Source organism: Rhizobium phaseoli (assembly GCF_010668805.1).
Lineage (GTDB): Bacteria > Pseudomonadota > Alphaproteobacteria > Rhizobiales > Rhizobiaceae > Rhizobium > Rhizobium phaseoli_A.
The window spans coordinates 103,871-117,552 of the sequence record NZ_WUFT01000006.1 but is presented as its reverse complement, the minus strand read 5'-3'; the positions used below and the strand labels follow the sequence as shown (position 1 = coordinate 117,552).

Below are 13,682 nucleotides of genomic sequence, written 5' to 3'. Positions count from 1 at the left end.
GTGCAAGGCTTTCGCGGAATTCCATGGCAGTTGCCGCCGGCCGCTTCCGCCTGGGAGAAAGGCGGCATTGCACCAGGAGCGGCCATGCATTTCATGGATATGAGCCGATGGACAAGAGTTTTCACCGCCCCGATTGTCGATACCATCGTGATCTCTATCTTCAGTAAAAAATACCTTGGACAGAAAGCTCCCATGGGAAGACTGAAGGAAATCGTGGTTGATTGCGACGTCCCCTCACGGGTTGCTCGTTTCTGGGCGGCCGCGCTCGATGGTTATGAAGTGATGCCGTATGACGATACGGAACTGGCCCGCCTCGCCGCGATAGGACTGACGCCCGACACGGACCCGACCGTGATGGTCGATGGTCCCGGAACACGCCTGTGCTTCCACCTTCGCCAAGGAGAACGTCCAGCCCGCAACCGTGTTCATCTCGATATCGCCGCTGACGATCGGAAGAAAGAAGTGAAACGGCTCTTATCCCTCGGCGCGACATTGGTGCGCGAGACGGATGCTTACTGCGTATTGAATGACCCCGAAGGCAATAATTTTTGCGTCACGTCGATTATCCGCCATAGGCTTAACCGCATCCGGCGGCATTTGTCAGAATTCCTGCCCGTATCCACCGTTACCGTCCGAAACCAGCGTTTTCGTCAGCCCGACCGAGGGCACGTCGCGGTCGAGTTTCGGATTATAGGCGACCGAGAGCCAGTGGATGCTGTAGCCGTGTTTCCGGAAGAAGCCGATCGCCTCGTTGTTGCCGGAATGGGTCTGCATCGCCGCCTTCTCGAAACCTCGATCGGCGATCTCCTTTTCGATCCGCTCAAGGAGGGCGGAGCCCAGTCCCTGGCGGGCGAAGGCGGGGTCGATCCAGAAATCCGAGATGGTTTCGTCCAATCTCTCGCGCGCCGCCCAGCCTGCGACCTGGCCGTTCTGCTCGACGACGGTGATGGTCAGCCAGTCGTTTTCCACGAAGTTGCGAAAGGCGCCGCGGGCTGCGTCGATCATCGCGTGCGATTCGCCGATCGCCGCCATCGCCTTTTGCCAGGCCCTCAGGCCGATCTCGCTCAATAGCACCGCTTCGCCGTCGCGGGCATTGCGAATGTGGATCAACGACACCTCCGCGTTATCCCGCAACTAGACCATTGAGTCGCCGAATTTACCAGTACCCCCAGAGGGCTGATGGATCGAAACTGTGGTTTTCGATCGGTTTGATCGGCAAGCACGGTCTTGACCGCCTTTTGCGCGCGAAATAAAGAGCTCTTTATGTTGAGCTTGTCACAGACCCGGTAAAGGCCCCTGCCCGCAAGTCCGCTTGCGCGCATGGGCCCGAAAAAAAACGAAGCCCTGACGTTCGAAAGAGCGCCAGATCGTTTTTGTGCGCCCCGCAGGGCGCGATACCGGATCTCAACACATGGACATTTCCCGCACGGTGCAACGCATCCTGCATCTCATGGCCCAAGGCGGCCGCATCGAAATCTCCCGCGACGACAACAGAAAGATCGAGGCAGTCAGCTGCTTCACCCGCGACGGCTGGCTCTATCCCGGCGTCGATCTCGATCTCTTCCGCAGGCTGAAGCGGCTGAGAGCAATCAAGTCCTCCAGCGGCCAGCCCTACCGGATCACCGAAAGAGGACTGAGCTTGGTCAGGGCGCAATTGAACAACAGGTAACAGCCAACCACCCTGACCGCGCTCGAATCGGCGCGGTCAGGGTGTCTCTTCAAGCCTTTGCAGAAAGTTCCGTCCGCATCGCCGACCATTCCTCGGCCATCGTGCCCGTGCCGCGCGTCTTGCCGGCACGGCGGTACCAGTAATCGGCGTTCCAATCGTCGCCTTCGATGCGATGGCAAAGCGCATGGCCCCAGTCGAACGGCTGTTGACCTTCGTGGCGCTGGCAGATTTCGTGTACCGCCTGCCAATCAGCGCCCATGGTGAAACCGGCAGCAGCAAGACTGTCGATTGCCTCGATCAATCGCGCAAGATCCTGTTCGGGCATGAGGCCTTCCCTCGCAACGTGCTCACCTTGTGGCGAGCGCCGCCTCGAAAACCGAGTGGCGCCCGTCTTTCAATCGTGGAGATTGATGATGTCGTCACCAATCCGACTGTTTCGTTGTGATGGTCAGGTGACCAATCTTTCTGGCGATCGTTTCGAGTGCCTCAAGCTCCTTCAGACGCAGCATGACCCGGTTTTCAGCCATGACCTTTGCCGTGTTGAGAAGCGAACGCGTGGTATTCGGTCTAGTTCGGTCCGAGGGCCGGGTAGACGGTTAGCAGGGGCCGTTTACTCTGTTCCTCACTCGATAAGCCAAGGATTTTTCTACGCGTGCGATATCGATCCTCGACGCCTTACCTTTCTCAAGGATCAGTATGGTGGGTGTTTCACCTTCTGAACAAGCTTTTCGAAGAGCCTTGAGAACAGGGCCATTTATGAGCAGATAATCACCCAGATCAACGCAGTTAGGTTTGCCTGTATCGATCAGATTGCCGTTGGAATCACACCTCTCGGTATATTGGAAATTCTCTGCTGCAGCTGAAAGCCGATTAACGGCAGCGGTCGCGCTGAACATTTCCCAGGGGAAATATGTGATAAGAGCGATACAGCCGAAGAGTACGCTCACCCTGTAAAGTCCGCGAGCAAGACTAGGATTGGGCTCATCATCCTGCATCAGGTGCTCATCCAACTATGGGCCAAATATGAAACGCGAAGGAAACTATCGGTTTAGAGCCTGACTCGAAAAGGTGCTCACGATATCGGTACCTTGCCAAGCGCCGTGTCGGGAGCCAGATGTGGGCGATCGTGATCCATGCCTCGCTGCTATAGGGCGAATGACGCGCCCGCTTACCACCACTTGGCCGGCGTAAACCGGCCGGCTGCCTGCTCAATGACGTGGGCTATTTTAAAGAGGGTTTCCTCGTCGAAGGGCTTGCCGATCAGTTGCAGGCCGAGCGGCAGGCCCTTCTGGTCGAGGCCGGCGGGAACGGCAATGCCCGGCAGGCCCGCCATGTTGACCGTCACCGTGAAGATATCGTTCAGATACATCTTCACCGGATCGGAAGCGAGGTTCTCATCGGCGACGCCGAAGGCCGACGACGGGGTTGCCGGTGTCAGGATGGCGTCGACGCCGGCGTTGAAGGCGAGTTCGAAATCGCGCTTGATCAGCGTCCGGACCTTCTGGGCGCGGATGTAATAGGCATCGTAATAACCGGCCGACAACACATAGGTGCCGATCATGATGCGGCGTTTGACTTCCTTGCCGAAGCCGGCGGCGCGCGTCTTCTCGTACATGTCGACGATATCCTTGCCGTCGACGCGCAGGCCGTAGCGCACGCCGTCGTAACGCGCCAGGTTCGAGGATGCCTCGGCTGGAGCGACGATGTAATAGGCCGGAAGGGCGTATTTGGTGTGCGGCAGCGAGATGTCGACGATTTCGGCGCCGGCATCCTTCAGCCAGGCGATGCCCTGGCGCCAGAGGGTCTCGATCTCCTCAGGCATGCCGTCGACACGGTATTCGCTTGGAATGCCGATTTTCATGCCCTTCAGCGACTGGCCGAGGGCTGCCTCGTAATCCGGCACGGGCAGATCGACCGAGGTCGTGTCCTTGGCGTCGACGCTTGCCATCGACTTCAGAAGGATTGCGGCATCGCGCACATCGCGAGCGATCGGGCCTGCCTGGTCGAGCGAGGAGGCGAAGGCGACGGTGCCCCAGCGCGAGCAGCGGCCATAGGTCGGCTTGATGCCGACGGTGCCGGTGAAGGCGGCCGGCTGGCGGATCGAGCCGCCGGTATCGGTTGCGGTGGCGCCGGCGCAAAGATGCGCGGCAACGGCTGCGGCCGAGCCGCCGGAGGAGCCGCCGGGAACGAGCTGCTGGTTGGAACCTGCTGCACGCCAGGGATTGATCACCGCACCGTAGTGCGAGGTCTCGTTGGACGAGCCCATGGCGAATTCGTCCATGTTGAGCTTGCCGAGCATGACGGCGCCGTCATCCCAGAGGTTCTGCGTCACAGTCGATTCATAACGCGGCTCGAAACCATCGAGAATGTGGCTGCAGGCCTGGGTGTGCACACCGACGGTGGCAAAAAGATCCTTGATGCCGAGCGGGATGCCTTCGAGATCACCGGCCTTGCCGCCAGCGATACGCTCATCGGAGTTTTTCGCCATGAGCCGGGCGAGATCGGGCGTCACCTTTATATAGGCATTCAGATGAGCATTGGCCGCATCGATCGCCGAGATATAGGCCTCGGTCAATTCGAGTGCAGTGATTTCCTTGCCGCGCAGCTTCTGGCGGGCTTCGGCAATGGTCAGGCTGGTGAGTTCGCTCATGGTATTTTCGCTTCAGATCTGGAAATGGCAACAGGGTCGGAAAGAGGCGTTGGGCCCTATTCGACGACTTTCGGCACCAGGAAAAAATTGTGGTCGGTGACGGGCGCATTGGCGACGATATCGTCGGCCTTGCTGCCGTCGGTCACCGCATCGGTCCGCTTCTTCATCGCCATCGGGGTGACGGATGTCATCGCCTCGACGCCGTCGACATTGACTTCGGAGAGCTGCTCGACGAATCCCAGGATGCCGTTCAGCTCGCCGACCATGCGATTTGCCTCGTCTTCGGAGACGGCAATACGGGCAAGGTGGGCGACGCGCTTCACGGTGGCAAGGTCGACGGACATGGCATTCTCCGGATAGGATTTTTCCTACCCGCTATAAAGGCCATGTCCGCCCGGTGCAACGGGATTTCGTCAGATCTTAAGGCTCTCGGCAGGCTTCAGCGCCTTCACATCCGTCTCCGATCCTTCCATGCCAGCAACGAATTTATCGGCCGTCTGCTCGATGATCGGGAAGGTGCCGTAATGGCAGGGAATCGCGGTCTTGAAGTTGAAATAGCGCCGGCAGGCCAGGGCAGCCACCGCGCCGCCCATGGTGAAGCGGTCGCCGATCGGCACGAAGCCGATATCAGGCTGGTGTAATTCGTTGATCAGCGCCATGTCGGAGAAGATGTCGGTGTCGCCCATGGCGAGGATCGAGGCTTCGTCGTCGAAATGCAGCATCAGGCCGTTGGCGTTGCCGAGCGCATGCGAGACAGCATCCTCGGTGATCTGGGCAGACGAGTGCAGCGCATTGGTGAAGGTCGCCGAGAAGCCGCCGAGCGCGATCGTGCCGCCGGTATTGCCCATCTCGATCTTGTCGACGCCCTTGGAGCTGAGCCAGGCGGCGAGATCGGCATTGGCGAGAACGACGGCGCCGGTTTCCTTGGCAAGCGCCACGGTATCGCCGACATGGTCGCCATGGCCATGCGTCAGCAGGATGTGGGTAACGCCTGCCGAAACATCCTTGATATCCTGGCCGGAAAACGAGGCGTTATAGCTGAGGAACGGGTCGAGCAGGATTTTCGCCTTTCCAGTCTCGATGCGGAAGGCGGAATGGCCGAGCCAGGTGATCTTCATGAAATGTCTCCGTTATTAGGTGATGCAAAAGCCGGTTTGGGAGATCCGGATGACTTTCTGAATCCGCATCTCAATCAAGGAATTGGAGCATGATGTCATGAGAAAACCGTTCACACTTTTCGGCATCATGCTCTATGGACATATCTTATGCGGCCGCAAAGAAAAGCAGCGGCGACTTCAATTTCTTTTGACGGGATGGAATGGCGATGACGGTGCTGACAATCGAGGAACTGGCCGAGACGCTTGCCCCGCGGCAGGCGATTGCCGGCCTCGATCTCGGCACCAAAACGATCGGGCTTTCGATGTCCGATCTCGGGCGGCGTTTCGCCACGCCCCGTACGGTGATCCGGCGCGTCAAGTTCACCATCGATGCGCAGGCGCTGCTGGATTTCGCACAATCGGAAAAGGTTGCAGGCTTCGTCATCGGGCTGCCGATGAACATGGACGGATCGGCGGGTCCGCGGGTGCAGGCGACGCGCGCCTTCGTGCGCAACATGGAGCAGAAGACAGCCCTGCCCTTCGTCTATTGGGACGAACGGTTGTCGACCGTGGCGGCCGAACGGACGTTGCTTGAAATGGACGTCTCGCGCGCAAAGCGGGCCGAACGGATCGATTCGGCCGCGGCAAGTTTCATCCTTCAGGGCGCGCTCGACAGGCTTTCCTTGCTGGCAAGGTCGGAAGACGAATTCAGCTGACGCGCCTTCCACCAGGCAATGATCGATTGGCGTTTGCGGAAGCCGAGGATGGCGAAGACGACAAGACTGTCGACAGCGATCGCGCGGGCGACAAGCGGCGGAATGCTCTCCGGCGGAATGCCCAATGCCTCGCCATACAGCTGAAACGTCAGGTCATGCACCTGCCGCGTCAACATGAAGATGCCGAAGTTCATGTCGTAATAGGAGAGCCAATACCATCCGCCCAGAAAGACGATAGGGCCGGCCCAGATGATCAGAAACCACCTCATGCGGCCTCTCCTCCATGCTTGCGCGAAACGGGCAGATCGAGGGAGACCAACCAGGTCGACAATGCCATGGTGCAAAGCACCAGCGTCGGAATTGCGATATCCAGCGCCAGGACTGCGAAAAACATCATCGCCGTTACGAAAAACAAGGCTTTGGCGATTTTGGTTCCCATGGCGTCAACTCGGGGCTCTACTCATTCCATCTCTGCTCATCACCACACTGTCGGGTTAACCGCGGCCAGGCAACGTAAACCATTTGTTAAGGTTAATGCGGCCGCCGCCCCCTGTGGATAAGACAGGTATCAGCCGTAGACGCCGCGCACGATGCGCTTCAGCGCCGTTGCCGCCTTTTCCCAGTCCTTTGATGTCTTCAGCGACAGGCCGGCGCACTGCCCGCCGGCTGCGGCGGCAAGCACGAGATGCTGGATCGCAGCCATGACGACGGCGTTGACGGCTGTTGCATCGACGCCCTTCGGCGGCGTCAGCGAGCCGCGCATGCGCTCCAGCCAGAGAGCCAGCGCCTTCGAACGCGCTTCCGACAGCCGCCTCACCTGCTCGGTGTTCTCTGATATTTCCCAGGCGAGGATGCGGCGCATCAGCGGATCGTTTCTCAAGGCGTCGAGAAGGAGAAGCGACAGCCGCTCCATCAGGTCGCCATAGGTGAGCAGGAACATGCCGCCGGTGTCCTCAGGAATGCGATCCTTCACCCATGTGCCGAGATCGGCGCCGATCGCCTCGACCAGGCCTTCGAGACCGCCGTAATAGCGATAGATCAGCTGCTTGTCGCAACCGGCGCGGCGGGCGACCGCATTGATGCCGAAATTCTGGAAACCTTCTTCCGCCAGCAGGCCCTTGGCGGCGGCAAGGATGGCGCGCTCGGTGGCGCCGCGATCCCGCACGCGCCGCTCCGGCTCGCCGTCGGCCCCGGACGAAATTTCAAATTTTACCGCTTCATCAAGCACGACCGACCCTTCCCCGCTGTCACCAATCGGTGAGTAGCGGGGTGGCGTCATCCAATCAATCCTATCCCCCCGAGAAGATTGTGGATATTCCACACCGGCCAATGATTTGACGGCGAAGGGATGCAAAAGGCTGCATGCCGGAGCGATCGGATTTGGTCAGAAAACTCGTCCGGGCGGTTGATCGCGATGGACGAACCCGGCATAGCTGCATTATGAACAATTCTAATATTCTCCGCTAAGGCCCTGCAATGGTGAACTATATCGAAGCCTCTTCCGCGCCCTCGAAGAATACGGGCGCCATCCGGCTTTATGATGCACAAGCATTCGAGGGCATGCGCAAAGCATGCCAGCTGACGGCGCGCTGTCTCGATGCGCTGGCCGACATCGTCAAGCCAGGGCTGGTGACCGATGACATCGACCGCTTCGTCTTCGATTTCGGCATGGATCACGGCGCCCAGCCGGCGACACTGAACTATCGCGGCTACACCAAATCGACCTGTACCTCGATCAACCATGTCGTCTGCCACGGCATTCCGAATGACAAGCCGCTGCGCGAAGGCGATATCGTCAATATCGACGTCACCTTTGTGCTCGACGGCTGGCACGGCGATTCGAGCCGGATGTATCCTGTCGGCACGGTCAAGCGCGCCGCCGAGCGACTGCTCGAGGTTACCTATGAAGCGCTGATGCGCGGCATTTCCGCCGTCAGGCCCGGCGCCCGCACCGGCGCAATCGGCGAGTCGATCCAGACCTTTGCCGAGGCCGAGCGCTGTTCGGTGGTGCGCGATTTCTGCGGCCACGGCGTCGGCCGGCTGTTCCACGATTCGCCGAATATCCTGCATTACGGCCGCGCCAACGAAGGGCCTGAGCTGCGCGAAGGCATGATCTTCACCATCGAGCCGATGATCAATCTCGGCCGGCCGCATGTGAAGGTTCTTGCCGACGGCTGGACGGCGGTCACCCGCGACCGCTCGCTTTCGGCACAGTACGAACACACCGTCGGCGTCACCTCCGACGGCTGTGAGATCTTCACGCTGTCGCCTGGTGGTCTCGACCGCCCCGGCCTGCCGTCATTTGCCGGGTGACGATCCGATGGCGAAGGGGCCGGTTGCGACATCTTCCGACGACGAGCTGCCGTTCGAGACGCAAGAGCCCCTTGCCGCCGACGAACGCTCGTTCTTCGGCGGGCGGCCGCAAAAACCGGCCGCACCGAATGCCAAGGCCACCCTGCCCGCTTCGCTCGCTGGCCAGGAGCATTATCACGGCCATCGCGAGCGGCTGCGCGACCGCTTCCGCGAGCTTGGCGACACCGCGCTTGCCGACTACGAAATCCTCGAACTGCTGCTTTTCCGCCTGATCCCGCGGCGCGACACCAAACCGATCGCCAAGTCGCTGATCGAACGGTTCGGCTCGCTCTCCGGCGTCTTCGGCGCGCCGGCGGCTTTGCTCACGGAGATAAAGGGGGTCGGCGAGGCCGTGGCCCTCGACCTGAAGCTGATCTCGACGGTTGCCCACCGGACCCTGAAGAGCGAGCTCAGGAGCAAACAAATTCTCTCCTCGTGGTCTTCGGTCATAGAGTACTGCCACGCCGCCATGGCGCACGAGACCCGCGAACAATTCCGCATCCTCTTCCTCGACAAGCGCAACGTGCTGATTGCCGATGAGGTCCAGGGCCGCGGCACGGTCGACCATACGCCGGTCTATCCGCGCGAGGTGGTGAAACGCGCGCTCGAGCTTTCGGCAACGGCGATGGTCCTCGTCCACAACCACCCCTCCGGCGACCCGACACCATCACGCGCCGACATCGACATGACGAAGGTGATCATCGAGGCGGCCAAGGCGCTCGACATCACCGTCCACGACCACATCATCATCGGCAAGGACGGCCATGTCAGCTTTAAGGGGCTGAAGCTGATCTGAAAAGCACACGCAGGCTTGAATCGGCACTCGTAAAACAATCTGTAACATTGACCGGCTACCGATAGACGGGCGACATCTTTGTGTCGCAAATGATTCCATTTCCAATCCGGGGCCAGACGATGCTTCAGTACGATCTTGTTGTGGTGGGCAGCGGTCCCGCAGGGCGCCGCGGCGCGATTCAGGCTGCAAAACTCGGCAAGAAAGTGCTTGTCATCGAGCAGGGCAAACGCGTCGGCGGCGTGTCCGTGCATACCGGCACCATCCCCTCCAAAACGCTGCGCGAGACGGCGCTCAATCTTTCCGGCTGGCGCGAACGCGGCTTTTACGGCCGGTCTTACCGCGTCAAGGAGGAGATCAGTGCAGATGATCTGCGCCGCCGCCTGCTGATTACGCTCAACCACGAGGTCGAGGTGCTGGAACACCAGTTCGCCCGCAACCGCGTGCAGCATATTCGCGGCAAGGCGAGCTTCATCAATCCGTCGACGCTGCAGGTGATCAAGGATGACGGCGAGATCACCCAGGTCACCGGCGCCAGCGTGCTGCTTGCCGTCGGCACAAAGCCGTTCCGCCCTGATTACATACCCTTCGACGGCAAGACCGTTCTCGACAGCGACGAACTGCTCGATATCCAGGAGCTGCCGCGCTCAATGGTCGTCATCGGCGCCGGCGTCATCGGCATCGAATATGCGACGATCTTCAGCGCGCTCGACACGGCTGTCACCGTCATCGACCCGAAGGCGACGATGCTCGACTTCATCGACAAGGAAATCGTCGAGGATTTCACCTACCAGCTGCGCGACCGCAACATGAAGCTGCTGCTCGGCCAGAAGGCCGATAAGGTGGAGAGGCTTGAGGACGGCAAGGTCGAGCTGACGCTCGACAGCGGCCGTCGCCTGACGACTGATATGGTGCTGTTTGCCGCCGGCCGCATGGGGGCGACCGACGCGCTGAACCTGCCGGCCATCGGCCTCGAAGCCGACAGCCGGGGCCGTCTCAAGGTCAACCCGGAAACCTTCCAGACATCGGTTGCCAACATCTATGCCGCCGGCGACGTCGTCGGCTTTCCGAGCCTTGCCTCGACCTCGATGGAACAGGGCCGCATCGCCGCCCGCGTCGCGATCGGCGCCGTCGCCAAGGAACCGCCGAAATATTTCCCCTACGGTATCTATGCCGTACCGGAGATTTCCACCTGCGGCCTGACCGAAGAGGAAATGAAAGAGCGCGGCATTCCCTATGAATGCGGCATCGCCCGCTTTCGCGAAACCTCGCGCGGTCATATCATGGGCCTCGACACCGGGCTTTTGAAGCTGATCTTCTCGCTGAAGACGCGGCGCCTGCTCGGCGTGCATATCGTCGGCGAAGGCGCCACGGAGCTGGTGCACATCGGCCAGGCGGTGCTCAATCTCAAAGGCACGGTCGAATATTTCGTCGAAAACACCTTCAACTATCCGACACTCGCCGAAGCCTACAAGATCGCCGGCCTCGACGCCTGGAACCGGATGGGTGACATCAAGTCGGAACTCTGAGGGCGTCTCATAGACGGCGGGCTTTCGTCTGGATCCGGCCGTCAAAACGGAGCCGAACGGCATTGCGCATCATTTCGCTGAACGCATGGGGCGGCAGGCTGCATGAGGCCCTGATCGACTATATCGCGCAGGCCGATCCGGATGTGCTGTGTCTTCAGGAGGTGCTGCGGGCGCCGGGTGCGGATGACCGATGGTCGATCTATCGGGATGCGGGGCTGGAGCTGCCGCAGCGCGCAAACCTGTTTGCAGAGATCGGCGCCGCCCTGCCCGGCCATGACGGCTTCTTCTGTCCGACGTCGAGAGGCGAGCTGTTTAACGGCGATACTACTATTGCCGCCGAATTCGGGCTGGCAACCTTCGTGCGCAAATCGCATTCGGTCATCGCCCAGGGGCTGGACTTCGTGCATGGGAGTTTTTCCGCCAATGGCTGGGGCGAACATCCGCGGCCACGGAACGCTCATTGCATCCGTCTCTTCAGCCATGAGCACGCCTCTACCGTGACCATCGCCCACATGCATGGCCTGCGTGATCCCGCAGGCAAGGGCGACACGGCGGCGCGCGAGGAACAGGCCGCAGCGCTAACCGCGCTCATCGAGCGCATCTGGCCGGGTGACGAAGGGCTCGTGGTCTGCGGCGATTTCAACGTATTGCCCGACAGCGCGACCTTTGCGATTCTCGCCAGATTGGGGCTTTCGGATCTCGTCACCGGAAACGGCCTTGTAGACACGCGGACCTCCTACTATCTGAAGCAGGGCCGCTTTGCGGATTACATGCTGGTTACACCGGGGGTGAACATTGCCAGGTTCGAAGTGGTCGAGGCGCCCGAGGTCTCCGACCACCGCGCATTGCTGCTCGATATCGGGTAGTATATTGATGAATTTGGCGTGCGAAGCGTTTTGCGTGCATTACCGCGTTTTACGCCTTAGTTTGACCTCCTGAATCGCATTGATACGTCATGCCTGATATATGCCTTCAACACTATTTTGCTCCGGCAGAAGCTTCTGAAGAAAGATAGATACTCTTGTCCCACGTCTTGGAAGCTGCGCGCCGACGTTTTCAGCTGATCCTGATCAAGCCGTCGCATTACGACGATGACGGCTACGTCATCCGCTGGTGGCGGGCGATGATTCCGTCCAATTCGCTCGCGGCGCTCTACGGCATCGCCGCCGAATGTGCCGAGCGCCAGGTGCTCGGGCCCGATACCGCGATCGATATCACCGTGATCGACGAGACCAATACGCGGATCGATGTCGCCCGGCTGCTCGCACAGTTCAAGCGCCACGACAATTTCGGCATGATCTCGCTGGTCGGCGTTCAGACCAATCAGTATCCGCGCGCGCTCGATATCGCCCGGCCGTTCCGCGAGGCCGGTCTGCCGGTTTCCATCGGTGGTTTCCATGTTTCCGGCTGCCTGTCGATGCTGGATGGCCAGGCAGTCGGGCTCGACGCCTGCCGTGACATGGGCATCTCGATGTTTGCCGGCGAGGCTGAAGGGCGCCTGGAGATGGTGCTGCGTGATGCGGCCGCCGGCGAGCTTAAGCCGCTTTACAATTTCATGAACGACCTTCCCGGCATCGGCGGCACGCCGGTTCCCTTCCTGCCGAAGGACAATATCCAGCGCACGCTCGGGCTCAGCACCAGCTTTGATGCCGGACGCGGCTGTCCCTACCAGTGCTCGTTCTGCACCATCATTAACGTGCAGGGACGCAAGTCGCGTTTCCGCTCGGCCGACGACGTCGAAAAGCTGGTGCGGATGAATTGGGCGCAAGGCATCCACAAATTCTTCATCACCGACGACAATTTCGCCCGCAACAAGGATTGGGAAGCGATCTTCGACCGGTTGATCGAACTCAAGGAGCGGGACGGCATTCCGCTCGGCCTGATGATCCAGGTCGACACGCTCTGCCACAAGATCCCCAATTTCATCGAAAAATCCCGGCGGGCCGGCGTCACCCGCGTCTTCATCGGCCTCGAAAACGTCAACCCAGACAATCTGACCGCCGCCAAGAAGAACCAGAACAAGATCACCGAATACCGCAAGATGCTGCTCGCCTGGAAGGCGCAGGGCATCATGACGCTGGCCGGTTACATCCTGGGCTTTCCCGCCGACACGCCGGAATCGATCCGCCGCGACATCGCGATTATCCAGGACGAGCTGCCGCTGGACGTCATCGAATTCTTCATCCTGACGCCCTTGCCCGGTTCCGAGGATCATCAGGTCCTATGGAAGAAGGGCATCGAGATGGATGCCGATCTCAACATTTACGATGTCGAGCACGTCTGCACCGCCCATCCGAAGATGAGCAAGCAGGAGTGGGAAGCCATCTACCACGAGGCCTGGGCGCTCTATTATTCGCCGAAGCACATGAAAACCCTGCTGCGCCGCGCTGTGGCGACCGGGGTACCGCTTGCAAGGCTCGTCAAGGTTCTCGTCTCCTTCGCAACCACCGTGCCGCTGGAAAATGTGCATCCGCTGCAGAGCGGCTTGCTGCGCCTGAAGACGCCGGCAGAGCGGCGCCCGGAACTGCCGCGCGAAAATCCTCTGGTCTTCTGGCCGCGCTTTGCCTGGGAGACCTTCAGAAAACATGCTTCGCTTGCCGGCACGATCATCAGCCTGTCGATTTCCGCATTCCTGATCTCACGGGAAGCCAAGTCGAAGACCTACATGGATCAGGCCTTGACGCCGGTCGCCGATGATGAGGAAGAGACACTCAGCCTCTTCACCAAGACAGCAGGCGGCACCGCGGCGGTGAACCACATCCGCAAGGTGGCGGAACTGACACACGGCCGATCCGCCGCGCATTGACCGGCATTTCTTGCAGCGGCGGCTCATACGCTGTCGGCAGGCATCCTTGACGACAACGGAGTCGGGAGTT

Annotated in this window: 16 protein-coding genes and 1 pseudogene; 8 read left to right on the top strand and 9 right to left on the bottom strand. The window is 60.3% G+C overall.

All coding sequences use genetic code 11. The annotated features are described in order from the left end of the window. Positions 1–192 precede the first annotated feature (192 nt). A pseudogene (locus GR197_RS11140) lies at positions 193–561 on the top strand (VOC family protein); the annotation flags it as partial. A 39-nt stretch (positions 562–600) separates the two neighbouring features. On the opposite strand, the gene GR197_RS11135 reads toward GR197_RS11140, so the two are convergent. Then, a complete protein-coding gene (locus GR197_RS11135) occupies positions 601–1,110 on the bottom strand; it encodes a GNAT family N-acetyltransferase (RefSeq protein ID WP_164009323.1) in 510 nt (169 codons plus the stop codon). A gap of 301 nt (positions 1,111–1,411) precedes the next feature. Here GR197_RS11135 and GR197_RS11130 point away from each other — a divergent pair, with 301 nt between their 5' ends. Then, positions 1,412–1,669, top strand: a complete 258-nt coding sequence (locus tag GR197_RS11130) for a YjhX family toxin (protein WP_164009320.1) — start codon at positions 1,412–1,414, stop codon at positions 1,667–1,669. A gap of 49 nt (positions 1,670–1,718) precedes the next feature. On the opposite strand, the gene GR197_RS11125 is transcribed toward GR197_RS11130, so the two are convergent. The 5 genes from GR197_RS11125 to GR197_RS11105 form a co-directional block, all read right to left on the bottom strand. Then, entirely contained in the window at positions 1,719–1,994 is a 276-nt protein-coding gene (locus GR197_RS11125) for a hypothetical protein (RefSeq protein ID WP_164009318.1), read from the bottom strand. A 271-nt stretch (positions 1,995–2,265) separates the two neighbouring features. Next, a complete protein-coding gene (locus tag GR197_RS11120; RefSeq protein WP_164009316.1) occupies positions 2,266–2,664 on the bottom strand; it encodes a hypothetical protein in 399 nt (132 codons plus the stop codon). A 173-nt stretch (positions 2,665–2,837) separates the two neighbouring features. Further along, entirely contained in the window at positions 2,838–4,319 is a 1,482-nt protein-coding gene (gene gatA, locus GR197_RS11115; RefSeq protein WP_164009314.1) for an Asp-tRNA(Asn)/Glu-tRNA(Gln) amidotransferase subunit GatA, read from the bottom strand. Between the two features lie 56 nt (positions 4,320–4,375). Beyond that, positions 4,376–4,663, bottom strand: coding sequence for an Asp-tRNA(Asn)/Glu-tRNA(Gln) amidotransferase subunit GatC (gene gatC / locus GR197_RS11110; RefSeq protein WP_164009312.1), 288 nt, complete (start codon positions 4,661–4,663; stop codon positions 4,376–4,378). 69 nt (positions 4,664–4,732) lie between these two features. Then, entirely contained in the window at positions 4,733–5,437 is a 705-nt protein-coding gene (locus GR197_RS11105) for a metal-dependent hydrolase (protein WP_164009310.1), read from the bottom strand. A gap of 206 nt (positions 5,438–5,643) precedes the next feature. On the opposite strand from GR197_RS11105, the gene ruvX reads away from it, so the two are divergent. Further along, the gene (gene ruvX, locus GR197_RS11100) at positions 5,644–6,132 is read left to right on the top strand and encodes a Holliday junction resolvase RuvX (protein ID WP_164009308.1); all 489 of its coding nucleotides are present in this window, start codon (positions 5,644–5,646) and stop codon (positions 6,130–6,132) included. Here the strand turns inward: ruvX and GR197_RS11095 are convergent. The 3 genes from GR197_RS11095 to GR197_RS11090 form a co-directional block, all read right to left on the bottom strand. Beyond that, positions 6,075–6,401, bottom strand: a complete 327-nt coding sequence (locus tag GR197_RS11095) for a DUF6105 family protein (protein ID WP_164009306.1) — start codon at positions 6,399–6,401, stop codon at positions 6,075–6,077. The genes ruvX and GR197_RS11095 overlap by 58 nt on opposite strands. Next, entirely contained in the window at positions 6,398–6,571 is a 174-nt protein-coding gene (locus tag GR197_RS31950) for a hypothetical protein (protein WP_204330167.1), read from the bottom strand. The genes GR197_RS11095 and GR197_RS31950 overlap by 4 nt, the downstream gene beginning before the upstream one ends. Before the next feature lie 129 nt (positions 6,572–6,700). Continuing rightward, positions 6,701–7,360, bottom strand: coding sequence for a TetR/AcrR family transcriptional regulator (locus tag GR197_RS11090; protein ID WP_164009674.1), 660 nt, complete (start codon positions 7,358–7,360; stop codon positions 6,701–6,703). A 248-nt stretch (positions 7,361–7,608) separates the two neighbouring features. On the opposite strand from GR197_RS11090, the gene map reads away from it, so the two are divergent. From map to GR197_RS11065, 5 genes are all read left to right on the top strand, one after another. Next, positions 7,609–8,445: a type I methionyl aminopeptidase gene (gene map, locus GR197_RS11085; RefSeq protein WP_164009304.1), complete on the top strand. Its 837-nt coding sequence runs from the start codon at positions 7,609–7,611 to the stop codon at positions 8,443–8,445. Between the two features lie 7 nt (positions 8,446–8,452). Next, entirely contained in the window at positions 8,453–9,280 is an 828-nt protein-coding gene (radC, locus tag GR197_RS11080) for a RadC family protein (protein ID WP_164009302.1), read from the top strand. Positions 9,281–9,399: 119 nt separating this feature from the next. Continuing rightward, on the top strand, positions 9,400–10,806 hold the full coding sequence (gene sthA / locus GR197_RS11075; protein ID WP_164009300.1) for a Si-specific NAD(P)(+) transhydrogenase: 1,407 nt from the start codon (positions 9,400–9,402) through the stop codon (positions 10,804–10,806). 62 nt (positions 10,807–10,868) lie between these two features. After that, the gene (locus tag GR197_RS11070) at positions 10,869–11,672 is read left to right on the top strand and encodes an endonuclease/exonuclease/phosphatase family protein (protein WP_164009298.1); all 804 of its coding nucleotides are present in this window, start codon (positions 10,869–10,871) and stop codon (positions 11,670–11,672) included. 155 nt (positions 11,673–11,827) lie between these two features. Continuing rightward, positions 11,828–13,612 (top strand): B12-binding domain-containing radical SAM protein, encoded by a 1,785-nt coding sequence (locus GR197_RS11065; RefSeq protein WP_164009296.1) that lies wholly within the window; start codon positions 11,828–11,830, stop codon positions 13,610–13,612. The last annotated feature ends 70 nt before the right edge of the window (positions 13,613–13,682 follow it).